Source organism: Acinetobacter sp. YH16052 (assembly GCF_013417155.1).
GTDB lineage: Bacteria > Pseudomonadota > Gammaproteobacteria > Pseudomonadales > Moraxellaceae > Acinetobacter.
Genome location: NZ_VPEO01000016.1, coordinates 45,570 through 69,625, shown reverse-complemented (window position 1 = coordinate 69,625; position 24,056 = coordinate 45,570). Strand labels below are relative to the sequence as shown.

Sequence of the window (24,056 nt, the reverse complement as noted above, 5' to 3'; positions counted from 1 at the left end):
CGGAGAGCATTTATTCTGCTTTTTGCGGATCGTATAAACGGTCTTTAATAAACAGGGCAGGAATCAAACCGCATAGGAAATATGCTGCACCCATTACCAACAGACCTGTACCGATCGAACCATGCATCGCAAGATAACCAATCGTAATTGGCGCGAAGATTGCACCGATACGACCAATATTGAATGCACCGCCCACCGCTGTACCACGAACACCAGTCGGGAAACTTTCGGTTAGATAGGTTGCATTGATGGCATATGGAATACCGTACAGGAAGCCGAAGATTAGCATCAGTACGCCAATGTTATCGGCATTATGCATATACACCACGACAGGGATAAATAGCGCTGTTCCCATGGTGCCGAAAGCAAATACAATACGGCGGCCAATTTTATCAGCAACATAACCTGCAATAATTTTGGCAAAAATCATGGTGACAAACGTACCCACCATATACAGGGCCATTTCTTTAAACTTGATGCCTAATTCAGCTTCAAGATAACTTGGCAGCCAGTTACTTACACCGAAATAACCGAATAGCAAGAAACCAGAGCTGAATGACCATAAGATAAACATTCTGCCATGGGTTTTGTCTTTAAGAATGGTGATGTATGGATTACCTTTTTTGGTATCGTTATCCACGATCTGACCAGTTCTTTTCATTTCACGGACACGTTTCCATGATTCTGGCTCTGGGACCATAAAGTGCATCAGGATACCCAAAGCTAATGGAGCAATTGTGATCCAGTACAGCATACGCCAGCCGAACTCAGGAATAATCCAGCCTGAAATCATGGTAATCACCAATGAACCTAAAGTGAAACCAGTCATCAATGTTGCCAGTACAGTAGTACGGTATTTGGTCGGTACGTATTCTGACATCAGGGTATTACAGGCAATATATAAACAGCCTAAACCCAAGCAAGAAAGAGTACGTAAAATTGCAAATTCAGTATAAGACTGAGCAAAACCTGAGTAGGCTGACAAGATCGAGAAGGCGATGGTGGCCAGTACAATGACGCGGACACGTCCAAATTTGTCGCATGCCCATCCACCAATAAAACCTCCTATCCCCATACCCAAAAGAGAATAACTTCCTAAAGCACCCGCCTGTACAGAAGTTAGTCCCCATTCAGCTTTCAGACTGGTCAGGCTGAAAGCCAGAATCCCGATATCTGCACCGTCACAGAGCAAAATCAGAAAAGCAAAGACAAAAGCCGTCATCCATAGACGTTTTGGCGCCTGTTTGATGGTATCCGTGGAGGAGACATCGGTTTTATTGTCTCCTGTTACGATGGTATCGCTTGTCATTCTTATATCCTCTATATATTAAAAGTAGCATTTCATCTGCTACCGCTAAATCCATTTTTCTTCCTCACGGAAACATAGTTTTCCTGATTTAACAGACTTGCTCCTGAACGCTACAGCCGCTGTATTTATTATCAGGCTACATTCGATTTTTCACTTTATTACGCTAAATCAAAATCATCTCATTGCTGGAAAATTTGATTTCGTAAATTAATTTTAAGTTCTGCCTTATGGTGATTATTCATTTAAATGGATAATCAGATTGCATTTAAAATATTTAATTCCGTATTGCGAAATCAATTAATCACAAAATAACCATCTAAACAAGAGTTTTTACTCTATTTTTAGTAAAAAATAACTTTTTTGAATTCTGGAGTTAAAAATCCTTGATTTATAGCTTGAGAAACCTTAGTTTTATATAAAATAAAATTTCGCTATACAAAATAAATGGAGATTTTAATGGAACAGGTCGTTCAAGTAGAACAAGTTTCAGCACATGTAGCGATGGTTAAAATTCATCGACCAGAAGCGAAAAATGCCCTGAATACAGAAGTTCGCCAGAAACTTGCGGCGGTTTTTTTGCAACTGAATGACGATGAAAATGTACGTGCCATTATTCTTACCGGTGGTGAAACAGATTTCGCAGCAGGTGCCGATCTTAAAGAACTGGCCAATGCAGAAACCATTCAAATGATGCAGCGCCGGACTGAACGTTACTGGCAGGCGATTGCACAGTGTTCAAAACCGGTGATTGCAGCTGTAAACGGTTATGCACTTGGTGGTGGCTGTGAACTGGCGATGCATGCAGATATTATTATTGCCGGGAAAAGCGCCCAGTTTGGTCAGCCTGAAGTGAAAGTGGGTGTCATGCCGGGTGCCGGTGGTACCCAGCGATTATTCCGTGCCGTGGGTAAATTCCATGCGATGCGTATCATCATGACGGGTTGTCTGATACCAGCGCCGGAAGCTTATCAGATTGGCCTAGTGTCTCAAGTAACGGAAGACAGCGAAACCCTTGCAACAGCAATCAAGATGGCTGAAGGTCTGGCAAAAATGCCGCCAATTGCGCTTGAACAAATCAAGGAAGTGGCTTTACTGGCTGAAGATGTGCCGCTTAATGCCGGACTTACCCTGGAACGTAAGTCTTTCCAGATGCTGTTCTCATCCGAAGATCAAAAAGAAGGCATGCAGGCCTTTATTGAAAAACGTAAACCGAATTATCAGGGACGATAAGCATGAGTATTCAGATTCAGAAAATCGGCATTATTGGTGTAGGCACGATGGGTGCAGGTATTGCCCAGATCGCGATTCAGTCTGGTCATGATGTGGTACTGTTTGATGCCAAAGAAGGGGCAGCCGAACAGGCACAGGATAAACTGGCCAAAACATTAAATACCTTAGCAGATAAAGGTAAATTCAGCCATGAAAAAGCCGCTGAAGATATTGCTCATCTGTCGACTGCGCAGCAGCTAGAAGACCTGAAAGATTGTGACTTGATTGTTGAAGCGATTATTGAAAATCTGGAAATCAAGCAAAAACTGATGCAGCAACTGGAAGGAATGATAAAACCAGAAGCGATTCTGGCATCCAATACCTCTTCATTGTCGATCAGTGCAATCGCTGCCAACTGTGAGCAGCCAGAACGTATTGCCGGTTATCACTTCTTTAATCCGGTACCACTCATGAAAGTGGTCGAAGTGATTGAAGGCTTTAATACCCGTGCTGACATTATTGAAGCATTAACCCAGCTTTCTACAAAAATGGGTCATCGTCCGGTCAAAGCTAAAGATACTCCAGGGTTTATCATTAACCATGCCGGCCGTGCCTTTGGTAGCGAAGCCTATGCAATTCTGAATGAAAATGTCACACCATTTTATGATATTGACAGGATCTACCGTGACGGAATCGGTTTCAAGATGGGGCCGTTTGAATTAGGTGATCTGACCGGTATGGATGTCTCGCACCCGGTGAGTGAATCGATTTATCATCAGTATTATGAAGAAGCACGTTACCGTCCAAGCGTGATTACCCGTCAGCGTTTTATTGCCAAGCAGTTAGGTCGTAAAACCGGTAAAGGTTTCTATGATTACACTTCGGGTAGCAAAGAAGGTGATGTTGCTCCAGCATTGGTTGAAAAGTTAAGTCAATATCCATCAGTCTGGCTAGGCACCGAATATGATGAAGACCGTCAGGCACTTGAGCAATATCTGCAACAGTTCAATATTCAGATTGAGCAAACTGAGACACCTTCAGCAGAGGCTTTAATCCTGATTGCCACTTATGGTGAGGATGCAACATCAGCTGCGATCCGTTATCAGCTGGCACCTCAGCAAGTGGTGTGTATCGATCTGCTATATGGTCTGCATAAACACCGTACCTTGATGCCAACTTTTGTCACCCAACCTGAGCTGGTAAAAGCAGCCCAATCGATTTTCAATCTGGATGGTGTGACCGCCAGCGTAATTCAGGAAAGCGTCGGCTTTGTGGCTCAACGTGCTTTGGCAATGATTGTGAATCTCGGCTGTGATATTGCCCAGCAAGGCGTTGCAACGGTAGAAGATATCAATATCGCAGTAAAATTAGGCCTTGGGTATCCATATGGGCCAATTGAATGGGGGGATGTGCTGGGAGCTGAAAAAATCCTGAAAATTCTGGATCGCATGACTGCGATTACCCGTGACCAGCGTTACCGTCCAAGTCCTTGGTTGCGTCGCCGTGTTCAGCTTGGTCTACCACTTGTTCATACAACACATTAATTAAAAAGTTAAAGGAATAACACTTATGTTAAATGCATATATTTATGATGGTTTACGTTCACCAATCGGTCGTCATGCAGGAAGTCTGGCAAGCGTACGTCCAGATGATCTGGCAGCGACCGTAATTAAAAACCTGCTGGAAAAAACCGGTATTCCGGCAGCAGATGTAGAAGATGTAATCTTTGGGAGTACCAATCAGGCCGGTGAAGACAGCCGTAATGTGGCACGTTTTGCAGCATTGTTAGCGGGTATGCCGGTAACAGTTCCGGGGCAGACGGTAAACCGCTTATGTGCATCAGGTCTCGGTGCTGTGATTGATTCGGCACGTGCCATCACTGCAGGCGAAGGCGAGTTGTACATTGCTGGTGGCGTAGAAAGTATGACCCGCGCGCCTTTTGTGATGGGCAAAGCAGAAAGTGCTTATTCACGTGATGCCAAAATTTATGACACCACGATTGGTACCCGTTTCCCGAACCGTAAATTTACGGATCAGTTTGGCGCGCACAGCATGCCTGAAACAGGTGATAACGTGGCTGAAGAATTCGGTATTAGCCGTGAACAGGCTGATACCTTTGCTGCTGCATCACAGGCAAAATATCAGGCAGCGAAAGAAGCAGGTTTCTTTGAAGGTGAAATTACCCCGATTGAAGTTTCACAAGGGCGCAAATTACCGCCTAAATTAGTTACTGAAGATGAACATCCACGTGCATCTTCAACATTTGAAGCTTTATCCAAGTTAAAACCGCTATTTGACGGTGGTGTAGTAACAGCGGGTAATGCATCAGGAATCAATGACGGCGCTGCAGCACTGATTATCGGCAGTGAAAAAGTTCAGGAACAGTATGGCTTAAAACCTTTAGCTCGTATTCTGTCTTCTGCAGCCGCTGGCATTGAGCCACGCATCATGGGTGCAGGCCCAATTGAGGCGATTAAAAAGGCAGTACAACGTGCTGGTTTGACGCTAGACGATATGGATGTCATCGAGATTAATGAAGCCTTTGCCAGTCAGGTATTATCTTGCCTGAAAGGTCTGGATGTCGCTTTGGATGATCCGCGTGTCAATCCAAATGGTGGTGCGATTGCCATTGGTCATCCACTGGGCTGTTCGGGTGCGCGTTTGGCTTTAACCGTTGCACGTCAGTTACAGCGTACCGGTAAAAAATATGCCGTGATCAGTCTGTGTATCGGTCTGGGGCAAGGCTTGGCGATGGTGATTGAAAACCCTGAAGCTGCATAACAGCTTAAGTAATCGCCTTAATGCCATGTATATATGATATGCATGGCATTTTTTATTGGGATTTTTTTAAAAATAAAAAAATCCCTGCACATACAGGGATTGATTACATCAGTGTAATGATTACTTACGACCAGTGACTAATAATGTTGCCGACCCAAAGGCATAAACTTTACCTTCTTTATCGATAATTCGGCCTTCTGAGGTCAGCACATTGCGTCCGATCCGGATGACTTCACCAATCGCAGTATAGGTTTCGCCACTTTTCATTGCTTTCAGCATTTTCACATTCAGGTCAATTGTTGAGAAACTGACACCTGCATCTACTGTCGTATGCACGGCAGCGCCAGTAGCACTATCTAGAACCGTTGCACAAAAGCCGCCATGAATACCACCCTGTAAATTGTAATGGCGCTGATCAGGACGCACCTCATATTCCACATAGTTTTCGCGTACTGAAGTTAGACGCATGGGAATAATTTCACTCATGGCTGAACTGGGAATTTCCCCATTTTTAATTGCGGTGAGATATTGAAGTCCGTTTAGTTGTGAGGTTGGCATATCAACTCCTTGTAATGATTTATTTCGCTTTATGAAATAATATTCTGTTTTTCTGAAATTATGATATAACAGATAGTGATCGAAATGCTATATTTTTCCAGGATGGAACGATGACAATAAAAAATCTCGTCACAGATGCTGAATGGCAGGCACGTTGTGAACTCGCAGCGCTTTATCGCATTATCGCGCATTACCGGATGACGGACCTGATTGATACTCACATCAGTTTAAGAGTCCCTGATCAGCCTGACTGTTTTCTGATTAATCAGTATGGTATCGCTTTTGAAAAAATGTGTGCCTCAACGCTGGTCAAGATTAATCATGAAGGGCAAGTGGTAGAAAGCTATGAACAGGACAAGCCGGTGAATATGGCTGGCTTCGTCATCCACTCCGCAATTCATGAAGCACATGCTCATCTGAACTGTGTCATTCATACGCATACCGCAGATGGCATAGCAGTTTCTGCACAGAAACACGGACTTCTGCCCATTTCCCAGCACGCCATGAAGTTTTATCAGCAGGTGGCCTATCACGAATATGAAGGCGTGGCACTTTCAACAGATGAACAAGAACGCCTGATTCAGGACCTGGGCGGCCATCGCGCCATGATTTTACGCAATCACGGACTTTTAACGGCTGGCGAAACGATTGCACGGGCCTTTCATGAAATCTATTTTCTGGAGCGTGCCTGTCAGGCACAGGTGAAGGCCTTAAGCGGTGGTGCTGAATTGCATTATCCAGCAGAAGAAGTCCGAATTAAAACCGCCAAGCAGTTCGCCAGTCCTTTAGTTGAACCGATTTTACAGCGTGCCTGGCAGGCCGCTTTGTCTTTGATTGAGCATCAATATACGGAGTATGCATCATGATTGTGATATCCAGTACGGTGCCGAATATTGAAGCAATTCTGGTGAAGTCTTTTCAGAAATATGCCCCTAAGGGCAGTTTTTGTACATTGGACAGCCCGGAAGCAGAACTGGCGACCACAGCAGCTTCGTGGTTTCCAGATCTGGAAAAACTCCGGCAACTTCCAGAACTTGGTCTGATTCATTCAATTGCTGCTGGGGTAGAACATTTAAACTTAAATGCTGTACGCCCAGATCAAGCCGTTTGCCGGGTACTGGATCCACATCATCAAAAAGGCATGTTTGATTATCTGCTGTGGGGCGTACTGTATTTCCAGCGTTATTTTGACCGCATGATCCAGCAGCAAAAACAGCAGTTATGGAAACAGTATCGTCAAAGTTATAGCTATCATATCCAGATCGGGATTATGGGCCTTGGCCATATGGGCGGTTATGTGGCAGAACGTTTTGCCGACATGGGCTATCAGGTGTCTGGGTGGTCCAATTCCCCAAAAGAGATTGCTCAGGTCAAAAGCTATGTCGGATCAGAACAAATTTCCGAGTTTTTGGCCCAAAGTCAGATCCTGATTAATCTGCTGCCACTCACTGAAGAAAATACCGGCATTCTTTCTGCTGAATTATTTCAGCAGTTGCCTGAACAAGCAGCATTAATTCATGTAGGAAGGGGTCAGCATTTAATCGAGCAGGATCTACTCAATGCACTGGATTCCGGCCAGTTACGTGGTGCAATTATCGACGTATTTGAACAGGAGCCATTAGCTGCTGAACATCCATTCTGGCAGCATGAAAAGATCGTAGTTACGCCACATGTCGCCTCACATGCACCCATGTCTGTGGTAGTGGAACAGATTCTGGAAAATGACCGACGCTTAAATCTCGGGCTGGATTTATGCCATCAGGTAGATGTCAATAAAGGCTATTAATTGTAGGGATACCGGAAAAATAAGGAAATTGATGATGTGGGAAACGATTCAAACTCAGGTTCAGCAAGGCGTCGCGACCTTAAGCTTTAACCGCCCGGATTCACTCAACAGTTTTAACCGGCAAATGCATGAGGAAGTGCAGCAGGTGCTGAAAAACTGGAATAAAGATCCGGATATTCGGGTGATTGTGATTCGCGGCAGGGGCCGGGCGTTTTCAGCGGGACAGGATTTAAAAGAACGTGCTGGACAGCTCGGCAATGTGCCTTTGCCACCGCAAGGCTCGCTGGCCAAATACTATAATCCCTTGATTAACCTGATCCGCCAGAGTCCCAAACCGGTGATCGCAGCAGTGAATGGTGTGGCTGCCGGTGCAGGTGCCAATATCGCGCTGGCCTGTGATCTGGTCATTGCCAAGGAAAGTGCCCGATTTATTCAGGCTTTTTCTAAAATTGGCTTGATTCCTGATGCCGGTGGCACCTGGATGTTGCCACGTTTAATCGGTTATGCACGTGCCATGGCACTCACTTTTCTGGGCGAGCCGGTGCATGCCAAAGAGGCCGCTGAAATGGGCATGATCTGGAAAATGCTTCCAGATACAGAATTTGATGCTTATATCGACGACATTGCACAGCAATTAGCTCAACAGCCGACCTATGCACTGGCTTTAACCAAACAGGCCTTGCAACGCAGTGCTGAAAATAACATGGACCAGCAACTGGAGCTGGAACAAAACCTGCAATATCTGGCTCTGAGCAGTCAGGACTATAAAGAAGGTGTCCAGGCTTTTGTCGAAAAACGCCCTGCACAATTTACCGGATGCTAAGGAGAGCATTTATGAAAATTCAGACCCGTATTACCGAGCTTTTAGGCATTCGCTATCCAATTATCCAGGGTGGCATGATGTGGGTCGGTACCGCAGAAATGGCCAGTGCCGTATCTAATGCAGGTGGTTTGGGAACGCTGACGGCATTGACTCAACCGACGCCTGAAGCCCTGGTCAAGGAAATTGCACGCTGCCGAGAAATGACCGATCAGCCTTTTGCAGTCAATCTGACTTTATTGCCCGCTGTGAATCCGCCGCCATATGCAGAATACCGACAGGCGATCATTGAAAGCAGTATCAAGATCGTAGAAACAGCAGGCAACAAGCCACATGAACATATTAAGGCGTTTAAGCAGCACGGCATTATTGTCATTCATAAATGTACTTCCGTCCGTCATGCGCTTTCAGCACAAAGAATCGGTGCGGATATCATTTCGATTGATGGTTTTGAATGTGCGGGGCATCCGGGTGAAGACGATATTCCTGGCCTGATTTTAATTCCTGCCGCTGCGGATCAGCTTACTGTGCCGATTGTGGCCAGTGGCGGTTTTGCTGATGGCCGTGGTCTGGTCGCAGCTTTGGCTTTAGGTGCTGAAGGCATCAATATGGGTACACGCTTTTGTGCAACTCAGGAAGCGCCGATCCATTCAAACATCAAACAGTTCTATGTCGATAATGATGAAAGGGCGACACATCTGCTGTATCGACAGTTCAGGAATACTGCCCGTGTTGCCAAAAATGCGGTATCTGATCTTGTGGTGAAAATGAGTGAAGATCCAAACCTGCAATTTGAACAGATTCGTCCCTATGTCAGCGGTTTAAAAGGCAAGCTCGCTTTAGAAAATGGCGATATTGATGCTGGTGTACTGACTGCAGGTCAAGTGATGGGATTGATTCATGACATTCCGACTTGTCAGGCGCTGATCGAAAATATCATGCAGGAGGCAGAGCAGATTGTTCAGCAACGTTTAGCTCAATTTTTTCCACGTTAATCAACTTTAGTGAAGTCGCTGAATAGAAAAGCCATTCCACCATGAATGGCTTTTTTCATCCTGTATATTTTTTATTTTTAAATGGGAAATTTCATCGAATGACTAGATTTTATTCTTTAAATTATATTATAGTGGATTTAAAACATAATTTCGTATTATGAAATTAATTGTCATAAATATACAAATTAGAACTCATACAAGGGAATTACGATGAGAAATTATATTGCGCCATTAAAAGACATGAAGTTTGTCCTGAAAGACCTGTTAAACGTTGAACAGAAATATCAGGGCTATGCAAAATTCGCAGACAAGGTTTCTATGGATATTATGGAGCAATATCTGGAAGTCGCTGCGGACTTTTGCCAAAACGAACTTCTACCGATTAATGCGACAGGCGACCAGCAGGGTTGCTGTTTGCAGAATGGCGTCGTAACCACCCCGGATGGGTTCAAAGCAGCTTATGACAAATATGTAGAACTCGGCTTTACCTCATTAACTGGTGACGAAGCATATGGCGGTCAGGGTTTTCCGACTTTATACCGTATTGCCATTTCTGAAATTATCACTGCAACCAACTGGTCTTGGGGCATGTACCCAGGCCTGTCCCATGGTGCGATGCGTACTTTAGAGCATCATGGTAGCGATGAACAGAAACAGAAATTCCTGGTGCCTTTAATAGCCGGTCGCTGGACTGGAACCATGTGCTTGACTGAATCTCATGCGGGTTCTGATCTGGGGCTGATCCGTACCAAAGCAGTGCCAAATGAAGACGGCAGCTATAACATCAGTGGCGAGAAAATCTTTATTTCTGCGGGTGAACATGACTTGGCTGAAAATATCGTGCATATCGTACTGGCACGTTTGCCAGATGCACCTGCGGGAACCAAAGGTATTTCGCTGTTTATTGTGCCGAAATACAATCTGGATGAAGCTGGTAATGTGGCTTCCCGTAATGGCGTGGTATGTAGCGCTCTTGAACACAAGATGGGCATTCACGGTAACGCAACCTGTGTGCTGAATTTTGATAATGCCAAAGGTTTCCTGATTGGGCCTGAAAATCGCGGCCTGAATTGCATGTTTACCTTTATGAACTCGGCACGTATCGGTACAGCCATTCAAGGCTTGGCAGCAGCAGAATCTTCTTATCAGGGTGCATTGGCTTATGCCAAAGACCGTCTGGCGATGCGTTCACTTGAAGGTGCGAAAGCGCCAGACCAGCCTGCAGATCCGATTATCGTGCATCCGGCTGTACGTAACATGCTGCTGACTCAAAAGGTGTTTGCAGAAGGTTCACGTGCACTTGCATATTATCTGGCGACCTATGCCGATATCGCTGAAGCCACTGACAGCCCGGAAGAAAAGAAAGCAGCTGAAGACCGTCTGGCATTATTAACGCCAATTGCCAAAGCATTAATGACTGAAACCGGCATAGAAGCAGCTAAACATGGTATGCAGATTTTCGGTGGTCACGGTTATATTGCTGAACATGGCATGGAACAGATTGCCCGTGATGCACGTATTGCCAGCCTCTATGAAGGAACTACTGAAATTCAGTCCATTGACTTGCTGGCGCGTAAAGTGCTGGGCTCAAAATTGGGTCTGTTGACCGCATTAACCGAGGAAATTCAAGGCTTTGTAAAAGAACATCAACAACATGCCCAGTTTAGCCAGCAAGTTGCACAAGTCAGCCAGTTGACTGAACAATGGCTGGAATTAACCAGAACCATTCAGGAGCAGGCTCAGCAGTCTGCCAATGAAATTGGGGCAGCATCAGTTGACTACCTATATTTCTCTGGTTATGTCGTGTCCGCTTATCTGTGGCTGAAAATGGCAATTACTGCGCAGCAGAAAATTGAAGAAGGTAATACTGATCCGTTCTATGCAGCCAAGATCAAAACTGCACAATTCTTCTTTGCACGTATTTTGCCAAGAACTTCAACCCACTTTGCCAATATTCAGGCAGGTGGTGAAAGCCTGTTTTTACTTGAACCTGAAGAGTTCAAATTCGATTAAACCTTTTGACCCACGATACTCGTGTCGTGGGTCTTTTTTTAATAATTTTTGCATCCTAACCTCATTCAAATATTGAGAGTTATTCTTCGGTATTGAATAAACCATAAAATAACAAGATCAGGAGTCTATATGGATTTAGACATGATTACTCAACAGTGTCCTTATGCTGATCTGCAGCTTACTTTTCATGAAGTCGGACAGCGTTCTGCATTTCCCACCATTATTCTGATTCATGGCACCGGTGGAAATACCGACAAGCATTTCAGTTATATTTTTCCGATGCTGGGTATTCATCAACGGGTTTTATCCATTGATTTACATACCCCCGATAAAGCTGATCTAAAGGTGACCGATTTTAGCCAACAAGTTGAAGCACTGATTCAGCATGTGGTTGCAGAAGATGAAACCATTACAGTGGTCGGCTATTCACTCGGTGCAGTGATTGCTGCACAAGTAGCAGCCAGTTTAAAACAGCGCGTAGCGCGTTTGATCCTGTTAGCCGGTTGGGCCAAAACCAGCTCGGTGCAACAACTGCGTACTGTCATCTGGCAGCAATTATTTACTGAACAATCTGCGGCCTTGCCTCATTTTGTCAATTATTGCCTGTATAGCGATGATTATCTGTCTGCACGAAGCGAACAGCAGGTGCTGGATCTGGCACGCTTTGTTAAACCATCCCAAGATGCGGCCAAACAGCGTGAACTAAATTATCACATTGATATCACATCAATCTTGTCTGAGATTTCTGCGGAGACGTTGATTGTGGCTTGCCGTGAAGACCGTATGGTACCTCTGGCGCAAGCTAAACTGCTGTTTGCTTCAATTCAGAACAGTCGCTATATCGAAATTTCTTCAGGACATGCGCTCTATATCGAAACGCCAGCCGAAGTGGTGCAACTGGTCAACCAGTTTAGCCAGCATCCAGAACAATATCCGGTGAATCAAAAAATCCAGCCTTATATGCCTTAAAGGAGATAAATAATGCAAGCTCAAGGACAGCGCAGCAAGATTCTAATTGTAGGCAGTGGTTTTGGTGGTTTGGGAATGGCAATCCGCCTTAAACAGCAGGGCATCCACGATTTTAAAATCATTGAACGTGCAGCAGAAGTGGGCGGCACTTGGCGTGACAATACCTATCCCGGAGTCGCCTGTGATGTACCTTCCCATTTATATTCTTTCTCGTTTATTCAAAATCCCGACTGGTCACGTGTGTTTCCGCAAGGGGTAGAAATTCAGCGCTATTTAATTCAATGCTGTGATCAGGAAAATATCCGGCCCCATATTGATTTTCATACGCAACTGGAAAAGGCTAGCTGGAATGCACGAGAACGAATATGGGAAATTCATACCTCTAAAGGTCTGTATCAGGCTGAGATCTTAATTACCGCAACCGGGCATCTGGCAGATAAGCATCTCCCGCAAATTCCGGGGCTGGAAGAATTTGAAGGCCAAGTGATGCATTCTGCGCGCTGGAACCACGAGCTGAATCTGGAAAATCAGCATATCGTTGTGGTCGGTTCTGGTGCTTCTGCCATCCAGCTTGTACCGGAAATTGCCAAAACAGCAAAAAGCCTGACCGTCTTGCAACGTAGTGCGCCCTATATTTTGCCCCGACCAGACCGAGCTTATTCTGAGTCAGAAAAACAGCTTTTCCGCAAAGATCCGGACAGTATGTCGGCCCTCAGACATTCCTTGTTCTGGAGCAATGAATACAATTTTGCCCAGCGCCGTAATCTGAAAAGCCAGATTGAGCGGGTCAAGAAAAACTGCCTGCAATTCTTAAAACATCAGATTTCAGATCCTGAATTACAGCGCAAACTTACGCCGAATTATGAACCTGGTTGTAAGCGCTTATTGCTTTCTAATGATTATTATCCGACTTTTCTAAAACCAAATGTCACACTTGAAGACTCAGCATTGGCAGAAGTTATGAAAGACGGTGTATTAAGCCAGGCTGGAAATAAATTTTCTGCAGATATCATCGTATTTGCGACAGGATTTGAAGCGGCACGTCCACCCTATGCCGCAAAGGTGGTGGGTAAACAGGGTTTAAGCCTGGAGCAGCAATGGTCCAGCGGTATGCAGGGTTATCAGTCAACGACCGTACACAACTTTCCAAACCTGTTCATCCTGAATGGGCCAAATACAGGCAGTGGACATAATTCAGCACTTTATTTTCTGGAAACCCAGTTTGATCTGATTCTAGATGCCTTGCAATTTTTTGAGCAGGAACAGATTCAGGTCTTTGAAGCAGATCAAGAAGCTGAAAATAGCTATATGCAGGAGCTACAGCAGCTTTCGCAAGGTAGTGTCTGGTTATCGGAAAGCTGTAAAAGCTGGTATCTGGACCCGGTCAGTCGCAAGCTGACTTTGGTCTGGCCGGATTATGCTCATTCATTTAGGGATAAAAATCAGCATTTTATTCGTAGCGGTTATCACTACCAGTATGTTGAATCGAGACAGCAGAAAGTGGTGTAAAAATATTTAATTAAAATCAAAATCTTATGGTTTAAATAATACAAAATAATTGTAAATCCAGGACAGGAGTATAGTCATGAGCAGTCAGCCATGGATGGAAGAATATAAAAAGTGGAATATCAATCCGGAGTTTACCCGGCCAGATCCTGAGAAAACCCTGAGCACGATAATTGCTGAGAATTTGGTAAAATTTCAGGATAAAACCGCATTTATCTATCTAGATCGCAAATTCAGCTATCACGATATCGATGTGTATAGCCAGAAACTGGCTAGCTATTTACAGAGTCTTGGGCTGACTGCTGGCAGCCGTATTGCGGTGATGTTACCCAATATTATTCAGTATCCAATTGCGACCTTTGCCATTATTCGTGCGGGTTATGTGCTGGTCAATGTCAACCCCATGTACACCCAGCGCGAGCTCTATCATCAGCTACAGGATTCAGGTACAGAAGCCTTGATTATCTTGGGACAGACTTTGGAGCAATTAACAGCACTAGATGAATGTCCTCAACTCAAATATGTCATTTCAACGCATCCGCTGGATTTTATTCAAGAGCAGCCAAGTGCTATTTATAGTCAGGCAGCACAATATCAGGATAAACAATTTTCTGACTTTAGGCAGTCAATAAATCAGGTAGAGATTATTGATTTTGAACCGCCTGTACAGTATCAGGAAGATACGGTCATTCTGCAATACACGGGAGGTACCACAGGTATTTCTAAAGGTGCTGAACTGAGTCACCGTAATATTCTATTTAATATTGCCCAGAACAGTACCGTATTTATCAGCCATTTTGGTGACCGCTATGCCACTGAAAATGAATATGTATTCTGTGCCTTGCCGCTGTATCACATTTATGGATTTACCATCTGCCTGTTCAGTTATGGTTTAAGCCGTGGTTTCGCCAATGTTCTGATTCCAAATCCGAGAGATCTGGATGCTTTGGCGGATCAATACCAGAAACATCCACCCACTGTTTTCCCTGGGGTGAATACCATGTTTAATGCCTTGGCGCATCATTCACGTTTCCGTGAGCTGGATCATTCACGCCTGAAAACCACAACCGGCGGAGGAGCATCTATTCTGAAAAATACGGCAGAGTTATGGCATGAGGTTACAGGCTGCCAGATTTATGAAGGCTACGGACTTTCTGAAACCTCACCAACTGCAACTTTTAACCCTCCTTTAAGCCGGCGATTTAGTGGCACGATTGGCTTGCCATTGGCAGGGACTGAAATTCTGATTCTGAATGATGAAGGAAAACCTGTAGAACTTAATCAGGCTGGAGAAATCGCCATACGTGGTCCACAGGTGATGAAAGGATACTGGCAGCAACCGGAAGCAACAGCACAGGTATTTACCAAAGATGGATTCTTCCTGACAGGTGATATCGGTTGTATGGACGAACAGGGCTATATCACCATTCTGGACCGCAAAAAAGACATGATTCTGGTCTCCGGATTTAATGTTTATCCCAATGAGCTGGAAGGCGTGCTGTCCAAACATCCTAAAATAATGGAATGTGCAGTGATTGGTATTGATGATGAAAAATCTGGACAGGTACCCAAGGCATTTATTGTGAAACAGGATGAAACTCTGACCCAAGATGAAGTCATGACTTATCTGAAGCAGCAACTGACCAGTTATAAACTGCCCAAATACATTGAGTTTTTGGCTGGATTGCCCAAGTCTGCAGTAGGCAAAATTCTGCGTCGCGAGCTGCCTCGTACTGTTCAGCCGAGCGCCAAAGCCTGTTAAGGAATGATCTAGTCCATTAGATTTAAAATAAAAAAGGTATCCACAGATTCCTTTTTTACTGCTTGCAGGCTTATCGCTGCTGGATGACTTTTTTGCTTTTCAGTTCTTCTATTTCAGCAGAACTTAAATATTGACTCAAAATGGCATCGGTATCTTCACCCAGACAAGGGGGTGCCTTTTTATATTCTACCGGTGTCTTGGAGAGTTTGATCGGTGAACCGATTGAGGTGTAATCTTCACGTAAAGTATGCGGCATCTGAATCACCATATCGCGTGCCAATACCTGTTCTTCTTGCAAAGTCTGTTTCAGGTCATTGATCATTCCTACCGGCACTTTAACCGCATGGATTAAATCCACCCAGTTTTTTGCCGGTCGAGTATAGAAATGAGCCTGTAGAACTGTGGTCAGTTCTTCACGATGTGTAACACGTCCAGAATTTTTCAAGAAGCGAGGATCTTCTGCCACATTAGCCAAACCAACGGCCTGACACAAAGCTTGAAATTGCAGATCATTACCACAGGCAATAATAAATTCACCTTCCTGGGCTTTGAACACCTGATAGGGCACAATATTGGCATGCGCGTTTCCGAAGCGACCGGGTACTTTGCCTGAGGTGAGATAATTCATGGCCAGAACAGAGAGGGAAGCAACCTGGGTATCCAGCAGCGCCATATCAATATACTGACCTTCACCGGTTTTCTCACGGGACAACAAAGCCGCCTGAATGGCAATTGCGGCATATAAGCCGGTGGTCAAATCGGCAAAGGCCAGACCTGCTTTTTGCGGGCCACCTCCTGGAAGGTCATCACGTTCGCCAGTGACACTCATCATGCCACCCATTCCCTGAACGATAAAATCATAGCCCGGCTCTTGCGCACGCGGACCGTTCTGGCCAAAACCGGTAATGGAACAATATACCAGTCGCGGATTTAGCTGGCTCAGACTTTCATAATCCAGCCCATATCGTTTCAACGAACCGGCTTTATAGTTTTCAATGACTACATCACTCTGTTCAGCAAGTTTTTTGATAATACTTTGACCTTCAGGTGTAGATAAATCGATTGCAACCGAATGCTTGCCACGGTTGGCTGACAGGTAATAAGCCGATTCATGGGTATCTTGCTGGTGATTGTTTTTAAGCCAAGGTGGTCCCCAGATACGGGTATCATCCCCATGATCCGGTTTTTCAATCTTGATCACTTCTGCACCCAGATCAGCCAGAATCTGGCTACACCAGGGCCCAGCCAAAATCCGGCTTAAATCCAGTACACGAAATCCTGTTAAGGCACCCATTATTACGCTCCCTGTTCGATCATATTCAAATGACATATCGTTCTTATCCCTCTTTTTAAAGCTATATGAAAATGAAAGAACAATCAACTTTATGATAATAAATTTCGTATAACAAAATAAAACATCTAAAATGATGAATATTCATCTTATTTTCTTTAGCCTGATGCAAATATAAGTATGAACGAAGAACAAGAGGTCACTGATAAAAAGGAAAAAGCGATCTCCCAGACAGGATTAAAAAAGGAGTCAATCAAGTGAATTAAAAACGGATTAGCCTTAAAGCATATTCATTAGCGGAATAGCTTTAAATATAAAAGATCATGAAAACCTAAGGATAGGAAAACAGAGATTTAAATATGACGGATTTAGCGAGAGAATTAGAAAAGATTAAACCTACGACCAAACGAACGCAGCAAATTGCTTTTATTTTCGCCTTTCTGGCTTTACTGGTAGATGGCGCGGACATGTTGCTGCTGTCTTTCAGTTTAAACAGTCTGAAAGCAGAGTTTGGTCTCAGTAATCTGCAGGCCGGTACACTAGGCAGTTTTACCTTAGCAGGTATGGCGATTGGTGGCTTTATGGGTGGCTGGGCCTGTGACCGTCTGGGCCGTGTACGTACCGTAGTCATTTCGATTCTGGTATTTTCCATATTGACCGCAGCCTTAGGCTTTGCACAGAACTTTGAACAATTTGCTGTTTTACGCTTTCTTTCTGCCTTTGGCATAGGCTCTTTATATATTGCAGCCAATACGCTCATGGCTGAATATGTTCCAACTGAATATCGCACCACGGTTTTAGGTACCTTACAGGCAGGATGGACCGTCGGTTATATTGTGGCCACTGTACTGGCAGGCTGGATCATTCCGGAATATGGCTGGCGAACCCTGTTTTTTATTGCCATTATTCCCTCGGTTATGGCGATTTTTATCCAGAAACTGGTTCCTGAGCCAGAATCCTGGCAGCGTGCACGTTTGCAGCGTCTATATGCCCCAGCTGAAATCACAGCACAGCAACCCGCCAAAAAAAGCACAGTCAAAGAGATTTTCGCGGATCCTGCGAATCGCAGAATGTTTATTTTGTGGATCTTTACGGCCGGTTTTCCTACCCGTGATTGTGCTATTCAATACGCCAGATAACATTGCCTATCTGCTGATTTTCTTTGGATTCCTGTATGGTATTCCATATGCGATTAATGCCACTTATATGACGGAAAGCTTTGCCACTTCGATTCGTGGTACTGCAGTAGGGGGTGCTTATAATGCAGGTCGTATTGGCGCCATGTTTGCACCTGCGATTATTGGCGCGGCAGCCAGCGGTGGTTCAATTGGTCTAGGCTTCCTGATTATGGGCGGTGCTTATTTCTTATGTGGGGCAGTGTCCGGGATTTTCATCAAAGACCGCCAATACGATCCACAAAAGGCATAATTTCAACTTCAAAAAAAAGAGCCTGAATTCAGGCTCTTTTTTTATATTCATCAATTAAAGTTGTATTTCTATTTGTTTATTCCTGATCTGTTTCTTTATGCAGATAAATACTTTTTAAACCATCATTTACTTTATTGAGTAGATGAATCAGGGTAACTAGATCATCAAAGGCCAGCTTATTTAAGGCCTGACCATAAAAATCAAAGAAATGAGCTTGCAAGTTGTCCCATGTTTCCAAGCTGGGATGTAGCCAAAGCAGTGGATCTAATTCATCAGCATCAGGTGAATTTCACCATGGCCTCGACCCCATTCCTGAATGACCTGTCCAATACCGTGGCGGAACAGCATGACAAGGTTGATTCACTAAAAATTTTCCTGTGTGCTAGTGCACCCATTCCGGGGCCATTGGTACAAAAAGCCCGGGAAATTCTGGGCGTTAAAGTCATATCCGCTTGGGGTATGACCGAATGTGGTGCAGTGACGCTGACCCGACCTGAAGATGAGGATGAACACTCTTTCAATACGGATGGCATCGCTTTACCTGGTGTTGAAATCAAGATCGTGAATAAAAAAGGTCAGACCAAAGCCGTGAATGAATCCGGGCGTTTGATGATCCGCACCTGTTCAAATTTTGGCGGTTATTTAAAACGTCCACATTTGAATGATACGGATGCCGAAGGCTGGTTTGATACTGGCGATATTGCCTATCAGGACGAGCATGGCTATATTCGGATTTGCGGACGTAAGAAGGATGTGATTATTCGTGGTGGAGAAAATATTCCGGTCGCGGAAATTGAATCACTACTTTATAAGCATCCGAATATCGCCACAGTAGCTTTAGTGGCTTATGCAGATGAGCGAATGGGCGAGCGTTCCTGTGCAATCATCAAGCTGAAAGATCAGACAAAGCCGTTAAGTTTTAATGAGCTGGTAGATTTCCTGAAAACTCATAATCTGGCTATGCAGTATCTTCCGGAACGCCTGGAAATTTGGGAGGATATTCCGATGACCCCATCGGGAAAAATCCAGAAGTTTAAACTCAGAGAATTACTGGCTCAGCATATTGCCTCAACGGCAGTTGAAGCGAACTAAATCTGGGAATAAATAGATAAATTAAACCCTGAATAATCTTGCATCATTCAGGGTTTTTCTTATTCAAAAAGAAGCGATCTAAAAGGTTAATACGAATTTTAGATTAACTTCTACTTTAATAATTTTAATAAAGCTTCAGCCGTTGCAGCAGAAGAGGCGGGGTTTTGTCCAGTAATGAGCAGACCATCTTGTTGCACGTATACCTGCCAGTCCTCAGTTTTGGAATATTTCCCACCTTTTTCTTTCAGCATGTCTTCCACTAGAAATGGGACAACATCGGTTAGGCCTACGCCGTCTTCTTCGGTATTAGTAAAACCGGTGACTGTCTTGCCTTCTACAATCGAATGACCTTCGGCATCTTTGACTTCACGAAGTACACCCGGTGCATGACAGACCAGCGCAACAGGTTTATCTGCCTGTAAAGTCTGCTCAATTAAAGAAATAGAATTCTGGTCTTTGGCTAGATCCCATAATGGACCGTGACCACCCGGATAGAACACGGCATCAAAATCCTGATTTAAGACTTCACTCAACTTATGTGTATTGGCAAGAGCCTGCATGGCTACCTCATCTGCTTCAAAGCGCTTGGTAGTTTCGGTTTGCGCATCCGGCTCATTACTTTTCGGATCTAGCGGTGGCTGACCACCTGCAGGAGATGCCAAAACTACCTCTGCGCCTGCATCAACAAAGGTGTAATAGGGTGCAGCCAGTTCTTCCAGCCAGAAGCCGGTTTTTTTGCCAGTATCACCCAGCTGGTCATGTGAAGTCAGTACCATCAAGATTTTCATATTATTTTCCTGTCTCTGGTTTAAACATCGTGAATAATCGACTGTTAATTTAACAAGCCACAGAGGTCAGCAGTGTTGTGATACGTTCATTTGCTGTATCGATACGTTGTTAATTCAGTTGATTTAACTTAAAGAGGGACTCTATATACAGCACAGTTGTATTTAATATTCATCTGCCCACTAACAGATCTTGCTGAAGATCAGCCTGCTTGCGCAGGAAATCCCAGACCAGTTTTATTTTTGGTTCATGTTGCAGATCGACCAGCGTCAGCATCCAGAAAGTATGGGTAAAACTGACCTGATCGCCCAAAACCTCTTTGAGTTCGCTTTTATCATTGACCAGGAATTTCGGTAAAATAGCCAGCCCGGCCCCTGCACGAACCGCAATCTCCTGCGCCAGAATACTGTTACTGCGAAAACAGGCACTGACTTGCAAGGGAAGACGCTCCAGCGAATACAGTGCAGTGCTATAGACCAGATCATCAATATAGTCGACAAAACGATGCTGCTGGAGGTCTTCCAGTTTTTTAATTTTCGGATTCTGCTGTAAATAATGCTGGCTGCCATATAGCTTTAAACAGTAATTAGACAAACGAGTAATGATATACGGCCCAGATTTGGGCCGGTCAATCGCGATTACAATATCGGCTTCTCGATTTGAAAGTTTGATCGCCTTCGGCACCGGAATCAGGTCAATGGTCAGCAAAGGATAATGTTGGGAAAACTCTGCCAAAAGACGGGCTAAAAATGCCGTGCCAAAGCCTTCTGGCGCGCCAATCCGAACCCGACCTTGCAAAGGGTCGTGGCGCTTGTCAATCTGGATAAAGGACTGTTCCATCTGTTCGACACGTGGCACCAGTGCCAGACCTTCCGAGGTCAGTTCATAACCGGTGGCTTCGCGCTTAAACAATTGCGTACCTAAAGTACTTTCCAAAGCCTGAATCCGCCGCGCTACGGTGCTATGTTCAACCCCAATCAAGCGTGCTGCATTGGTGAGCGTTTTAGCACGCGCTAAAACCAAAAAGAAACGTAAATGATCCCAATCCACTTTCATTTTTTATTTAACATCCTGTTAAATTCCTGTGCATATTTGCACAACCATCGTGCACCAATTTCTATTGGTGGTCAAAGTGTTCTTTGTTAGTCTGCTGAAACAGCGTAAAAATTATACGTTAAATAAAAGCCAGTAAAGGCAGATACAACGACAATAACAAACCAGCACGGAGCGACCATGAACGCCATTTCTCATCCACAGCAAAGTACCGGATTCACCACCGCAAAACTCCTCATTAATGGTGAATTTGTCGAATCAAAAACTAGCCATTGGCAAGATATTATCAATCCTGCCACTCAGGAAGTTTTGGGCCAAGTGCCTTTTGCCACTGCTGAAGAAGTCAATGCTGCGATTGCGGCTGCGCAAAATGCCTTTGCCAGCTGGCGCCAGACTCCAATTCAGGCCCGTATGCGAATCATGCTGAAACTGCAGGATCTGATTCGTACCAATTTAAAAAGTATTGCCCAAGTCTTAACGGCAGAACAAGGCAAAACCCTGGCTGATGCCGAAGGTGATATCCAGCGTGGTCTGGAAGTGGTGGAACATGCCTGTTCGATCGGTTCCCTACAAATGGGCGAGTATATTGAAGGTGTGGCACGTGGTGTCGATACCTATACCTTGCAGCAACCACTAGGTGTCTGTGCAGGAATTACACCGTTTAACTTCCCGGCGATGATTCCACTGTGGATGTTCCCGATGGCGATTGTCTGCGGCAATACCTTTGTCTTAAAGCCTTCTGAACAGGATCCACTATCGACCATGATGCTGGTTGAGTTAGCGATTCAGGCAGGTGTGCCGGCAGGCGTACTGAATGTGGTACATGGCGGCAAAGAAGTGGTCGATCTACTGTGTACCCATCGCGATATCAAGGCGATTTCTTTTGTCGGTTCGACTGCAGTCGGCACGCATGTCTATAACCTTGCAGGCCAACACGGCAAGCGTGTGCAGTCGATGATGGGCGCCAAAAACCATGTGGTGGTGATGCCAGATGCGAATAAAGAACAGACCTTAAATGCCTTGGTCGGTGCAGCTTTTGGCGCAGCAGGTCAACGTTGTATGGCACTTTCCGTGGCGGTAATGGTCGGTGAGACCAAGCACTGGGTCGATGAACTGGTCAATAAAACCAAAACCTTAAAGGTGAATGCCGGACATGAACCGAATACCGATGTGGGACCGGTGATTTCAACCCGTGCCAAAGCTCGTGTCATAGATTTGATTAACAGTGGTGTTGAACAGGGCGCAGAACTGTTGCTAGATGGCCGTAATGTACAGGTTCCGGGTTATGAGCAGGGTAATTTTGTCGGTCCAACGATTTTTAACCAGGTCACGACCGAGATGCGCATTTACAAGGAAGAAGTGTTTGGCCCGGTACTGGCGATCATGCATGTCGATACTTTGGAACAGGCGATTGCACTGATTAATGCCAATCCGTTTGGTAATGGCGTTGGACTGTTTACCCAAAATGGCAATACGGCACGTACCTTCCAGAACCAGATTGATATCGGTCAGGTTGGCATTAACATTCCAATTCCTGTACCTGTGCCTTTCTTCAGTTTTACCGGTTCACGCGGTTCAAAACTGGGTGATCTAGGTCCTTATGGCAAACAGGCGGTGCAGTTCTATACCCAGACCAAAACCATTACCAGCCGCTGGTTTGAAGATGACCAGGAAACCACCGGTGTCAATACCACGATCAGTCTGCGTTAAGGAGCATCAGCATGAAGATTGCATTTATTGGTTTAGGCAACATGGGCGGCTCCATGGCGCAAAACTTACTCAAGTCCGGTCATCAGGTTTTTGGTTATGACTTAAGCGCAGTGGCTTTACAGCATTTTGCAGAAGCGGGCGGTATCGTCTGCGACAGTCCACAAGCTGCCGCGAAGCAGGCGGAGATCGTGGTCAGCATGTTGCCCGCAGCCAAGCATGTGCGTGAAGTCTATTTAGGTGAACACGGTATTCTGAAGGTACTTCAATCGGGCAGTTTGTGTATCGACAGCAGCACCATTGACCCGCAAACTATTCAGGAGGTTGCCGCAGCAGCGCAAGCCAAACAGATTCGCGTCTGTGATGCACCGGTATCCGGCGGTACTTTAGGAGCCAAAGATGGCACTTTAACCTTCATGGTCGGTGCAGATGCTGCCACCTTTGAGGCAGTCAAACCGGTTCTCAGCTGTATGGGTAAAAATCTGGTGCATTGTGGTGCAGTGGGAACAGGACAGGTGGCAAAAATCTGTAATAACCTGATTCTGGGCATTTCCATGACCGCCGTTGCAGAAGGCATGGCACTCGGGGCTAAACTGGGCATTGATCCGCAGGCACTGGCAGGCGTGATCAACAGTTCTACCGGGCGTTGCTGGAGTTCTGAAATTTATAATCCATGGCCCGATATTTGTGCCAATGCGCCGTCATCGCGAGGTTATACCGATGGCTTTGCCGCACAATTGATGCTCAAAGATTTAGGTTTGGCCGTCGATGCAGCGCAACAGGTGGATCAGCCGGTGGTTCTGGGCAGCATGGTACAAAAACTCTATCAACAACTGTGTCAGGAAGGCGATGCCCATCTGGACTTCTCCAGCATCATGCATCAATACACCACGCCACCTGCTTAAAACTTAAAAGATTCAGATGGAGCAAGGATTCGCTTCAATAATTACACCTTGTCAGTAATAACGATAAATTCAGGCTGAGGTTTAAC

General features: G+C 45.0%; 19 protein-coding genes and 2 pseudogenes. 15 read left to right on the top strand and 6 right to left on the bottom strand.

The window, feature by feature from the left end:
• Positions 1 to 10 precede the first annotated feature (10 nt).
• Complete coding sequence (locus FTV42_RS11695; RefSeq protein ID WP_180038870.1) at positions 11 to 1,309, bottom strand: MFS transporter; 1,299 nt, start codon at positions 1,307 to 1,309, stop codon at positions 11 to 13.
• 456 nt (positions 1,310 to 1,765) lie between these two features.
• Between FTV42_RS11695 and FTV42_RS11690 the strand changes: the two genes are divergently transcribed.
• Genes FTV42_RS11690 through FTV42_RS11680 form a run of 3 tightly spaced genes read left to right on the top strand, consistent with a single transcriptional unit; the run spans position 1,766 to position 5,299 of the window.
• The gene (locus FTV42_RS11690) at positions 1,766 to 2,539 is read left to right on the top strand and encodes an enoyl-CoA hydratase (RefSeq protein WP_180038869.1); all 774 of its coding nucleotides are present in this window, start codon (positions 1,766 to 1,768) and stop codon (positions 2,537 to 2,539) included.
• A gap of 2 nt (positions 2,540 to 2,541) precedes the next feature.
• Positions 2,542 to 4,062 carry a 3-hydroxyacyl-CoA dehydrogenase gene (locus FTV42_RS11685; RefSeq protein WP_180038868.1) on the top strand — a complete coding sequence of 507 codons (1,521 nt, stop codon included), beginning with the start codon at positions 2,542 to 2,544 and terminating at the stop codon, positions 4,060 to 4,062.
• A gap of 25 nt (positions 4,063 to 4,087) precedes the next feature.
• A complete protein-coding gene (locus FTV42_RS11680) occupies positions 4,088 to 5,299 on the top strand; it encodes a 3-oxoadipyl-CoA thiolase (protein WP_180038867.1) in 1,212 nt (403 codons plus the stop codon).
• A 120-nt stretch (positions 5,300 to 5,419) separates the two neighbouring features.
• Here the strand turns inward: FTV42_RS11680 and FTV42_RS11675 are convergent, their stop codons facing one another.
• A complete protein-coding gene (locus FTV42_RS11675; RefSeq protein ID WP_180038866.1) occupies positions 5,420 to 5,857 on the bottom strand; it encodes a PaaI family thioesterase in 438 nt (145 codons plus the stop codon).
• A 110-nt stretch (positions 5,858 to 5,967) separates the two neighbouring features.
• Here FTV42_RS11675 and FTV42_RS11670 point away from each other — a divergent pair, with 110 nt between their 5' ends.
• The 8 genes from FTV42_RS11670 to FTV42_RS11635 all read left to right on the top strand — a co-directional run bounded on the left by FTV42_RS11670 (position 5,968) and on the right by FTV42_RS11635 (position 15,708).
• The gene (locus FTV42_RS11670; RefSeq protein WP_180038865.1) at positions 5,968 to 6,723 is read left to right on the top strand and encodes a class II aldolase/adducin family protein; all 756 of its coding nucleotides are present in this window, start codon (positions 5,968 to 5,970) and stop codon (positions 6,721 to 6,723) included.
• A complete protein-coding gene (locus FTV42_RS11665) occupies positions 6,720 to 7,643 on the top strand; it encodes a glyoxylate/hydroxypyruvate reductase A (RefSeq protein WP_180038864.1) in 924 nt (307 codons plus the stop codon). Before FTV42_RS11670 ends, FTV42_RS11665 begins: the two co-directional genes overlap by 4 nt.
• Before the next feature lie 34 nt (positions 7,644 to 7,677).
• Positions 7,678 to 8,466: an enoyl-CoA hydratase-related protein gene (locus tag FTV42_RS11660; RefSeq protein WP_180038863.1), complete on the top strand. Its 789-nt coding sequence runs from the start codon at positions 7,678 to 7,680 to the stop codon at positions 8,464 to 8,466.
• 11 nt (positions 8,467 to 8,477) lie between these two features.
• Positions 8,478 to 9,458 (top strand): nitronate monooxygenase family protein, encoded by a 981-nt coding sequence (locus FTV42_RS11655; protein ID WP_180038862.1) that lies wholly within the window; start codon positions 8,478 to 8,480, stop codon positions 9,456 to 9,458.
• 210 nt (positions 9,459 to 9,668) lie between these two features.
• The gene (locus FTV42_RS11650) at positions 9,669 to 11,471 is read left to right on the top strand and encodes an acyl-CoA dehydrogenase C-terminal domain-containing protein (protein ID WP_180038861.1); all 1,803 of its coding nucleotides are present in this window, start codon (positions 9,669 to 9,671) and stop codon (positions 11,469 to 11,471) included.
• Positions 11,472 to 11,600: 129 nt separating this feature from the next.
• Complete coding sequence (locus FTV42_RS11645; RefSeq protein ID WP_180038860.1) at positions 11,601 to 12,440, top strand: alpha/beta fold hydrolase; 840 nt, start codon at positions 11,601 to 11,603, stop codon at positions 12,438 to 12,440.
• A gap of 12 nt (positions 12,441 to 12,452) precedes the next feature.
• Entirely contained in the window at positions 12,453 to 13,949 is a 1,497-nt protein-coding gene (locus FTV42_RS11640) for an NAD(P)/FAD-dependent oxidoreductase (RefSeq protein ID WP_180038859.1), read from the top strand.
• 76 nt (positions 13,950 to 14,025) lie between these two features.
• Positions 14,026 to 15,708 carry an AMP-binding protein gene (locus FTV42_RS11635; protein WP_180038858.1) on the top strand — a complete coding sequence of 561 codons (1,683 nt, stop codon included), beginning with the start codon at positions 14,026 to 14,028 and terminating at the stop codon, positions 15,706 to 15,708.
• Between the two features lie 70 nt (positions 15,709 to 15,778).
• On the opposite strand, the gene FTV42_RS11630 is transcribed toward FTV42_RS11635, so the two are convergent.
• On the bottom strand, positions 15,779 to 17,002 hold the full coding sequence (locus tag FTV42_RS11630) for a CaiB/BaiF CoA-transferase family protein (RefSeq protein WP_180038857.1): 1,224 nt from the start codon (positions 17,000 to 17,002) through the stop codon (positions 15,779 to 15,781).
• Between the two features lie 356 nt (positions 17,003 to 17,358).
• Here FTV42_RS11630 and FTV42_RS11625 point away from each other — a divergent pair.
• Positions 17,359 to 18,427 (top strand): annotated as a pseudogene (locus FTV42_RS11625) (MFS transporter).
• 76 nt (positions 18,428 to 18,503) lie between these two features.
• On the opposite strand, the gene FTV42_RS11620 reads toward FTV42_RS11625, so the two are convergent.
• The gene (locus FTV42_RS11620; RefSeq protein ID WP_180038856.1) at positions 18,504 to 18,647 is read right to left on the bottom strand and encodes a hypothetical protein; all 144 of its coding nucleotides are present in this window, start codon (positions 18,645 to 18,647) and stop codon (positions 18,504 to 18,506) included.
• A gap of 20 nt (positions 18,648 to 18,667) precedes the next feature.
• On the opposite strand from FTV42_RS11620, the pseudogene FTV42_RS11615 reads away from it, so the two are divergent.
• Positions 18,668 to 19,519 (top strand): annotated as a pseudogene (locus FTV42_RS11615) (AMP-binding protein); the annotation flags it as partial.
• A gap of 110 nt (positions 19,520 to 19,629) precedes the next feature.
• On the opposite strand, the gene FTV42_RS11610 reads toward FTV42_RS11615, so the two are convergent.
• Positions 19,630 to 20,307: a type 1 glutamine amidotransferase domain-containing protein gene (locus FTV42_RS11610; RefSeq protein ID WP_086044836.1), complete on the bottom strand. Its 678-nt coding sequence runs from the start codon at positions 20,305 to 20,307 to the stop codon at positions 19,630 to 19,632.
• A 169-nt stretch (positions 20,308 to 20,476) separates the two neighbouring features.
• On the bottom strand, positions 20,477 to 21,361 hold the full coding sequence (locus FTV42_RS11605) for a LysR family transcriptional regulator (RefSeq protein ID WP_180038855.1): 885 nt from the start codon (positions 21,359 to 21,361) through the stop codon (positions 20,477 to 20,479).
• 177 nt (positions 21,362 to 21,538) lie between these two features.
• On the opposite strand from FTV42_RS11605, the gene FTV42_RS11600 reads away from it, so the two are divergent.
• Positions 21,539 to 23,068, top strand: a complete 1,530-nt coding sequence (locus FTV42_RS11600; RefSeq protein ID WP_180038854.1) for a CoA-acylating methylmalonate-semialdehyde dehydrogenase — start codon at positions 21,539 to 21,541, stop codon at positions 23,066 to 23,068.
• An 11-nt stretch (positions 23,069 to 23,079) separates the two neighbouring features.
• Positions 23,080 to 23,970 (top strand): 3-hydroxyisobutyrate dehydrogenase, encoded by an 891-nt coding sequence (mmsB, locus tag FTV42_RS11595; protein ID WP_180038853.1) that lies wholly within the window; start codon positions 23,080 to 23,082, stop codon positions 23,968 to 23,970.
• Positions 23,971 to 24,056 lie beyond the last annotated feature (86 nt).

Bases quoted from the DNA above. Each gene is read 5' to 3' on its own strand.
- FTV42_RS11680 (WP_180038867.1), top strand. From the start codon at position 4,088: ATGTTAAATGCATATATTTATGATGGTTTACGTTCACCAATCGGTCGT.
- FTV42_RS11650 (WP_180038861.1), top strand. From the start codon at position 9,669: ATGAGAAATTATATTGCGCCATTAAAAGACATGAAGTTTGTCCTGAAA.
- FTV42_RS11645 (WP_180038860.1), top strand. From the start codon at position 11,601: ATGGATTTAGACATGATTACTCAACAGTGTCCTTATGCTGATCTGCAG.
- FTV42_RS11610 (WP_086044836.1), bottom strand. From the start codon at position 20,307: ATGAAAATCTTGATGGTACTGACTTCACATGACCAGCTGGGTGATACT.
- FTV42_RS11675 (WP_180038866.1), bottom strand. From the start codon at position 5,857: ATGCCAACCTCACAACTAAACGGACTTCAATATCTCACCGCAATTAAA.
- FTV42_RS11635 (WP_180038858.1), top strand. From the start codon at position 14,026: ATGAGCAGTCAGCCATGGATGGAAGAATATAAAAAGTGGAATATCAAT.
- FTV42_RS11695 (WP_180038870.1), bottom strand. From the start codon at position 1,309: ATGACAAGCGATACCATCGTAACAGGAGACAATAAAACCGATGTCTCC.
- FTV42_RS11670 (WP_180038865.1), top strand. From the start codon at position 5,968: ATGACAATAAAAAATCTCGTCACAGATGCTGAATGGCAGGCACGTTGT.
- FTV42_RS11665 (WP_180038864.1), top strand. From the start codon at position 6,720: ATGATTGTGATATCCAGTACGGTGCCGAATATTGAAGCAATTCTGGTG.
- FTV42_RS11690 (WP_180038869.1), top strand. From the start codon at position 1,766: ATGGAACAGGTCGTTCAAGTAGAACAAGTTTCAGCACATGTAGCGATG.
- FTV42_RS11630 (WP_180038857.1), bottom strand. From the start codon at position 17,002: ATGGGTGCCTTAACAGGATTTCGTGTACTGGATTTAAGCCGGATTTTG.
- FTV42_RS11655 (WP_180038862.1), top strand. From the start codon at position 8,478: ATGAAAATTCAGACCCGTATTACCGAGCTTTTAGGCATTCGCTATCCA.
- mmsB (WP_180038853.1), top strand. From the start codon at position 23,080: ATGAAGATTGCATTTATTGGTTTAGGCAACATGGGCGGCTCCATGGCG.
- FTV42_RS11605 (WP_180038855.1), bottom strand. From the start codon at position 21,361: ATGAAAGTGGATTGGGATCATTTACGTTTCTTTTTGGTTTTAGCGCGT.
- FTV42_RS11685 (WP_180038868.1), top strand. From the start codon at position 2,542: ATGAGTATTCAGATTCAGAAAATCGGCATTATTGGTGTAGGCACGATG.
- FTV42_RS11600 (WP_180038854.1), top strand. From the start codon at position 21,539: ATGAACGCCATTTCTCATCCACAGCAAAGTACCGGATTCACCACCGCA.
- FTV42_RS11660 (WP_180038863.1), top strand. From the start codon at position 7,678: ATGTGGGAAACGATTCAAACTCAGGTTCAGCAAGGCGTCGCGACCTTA.
- FTV42_RS11640 (WP_180038859.1), top strand. From the start codon at position 12,453: ATGCAAGCTCAAGGACAGCGCAGCAAGATTCTAATTGTAGGCAGTGGT.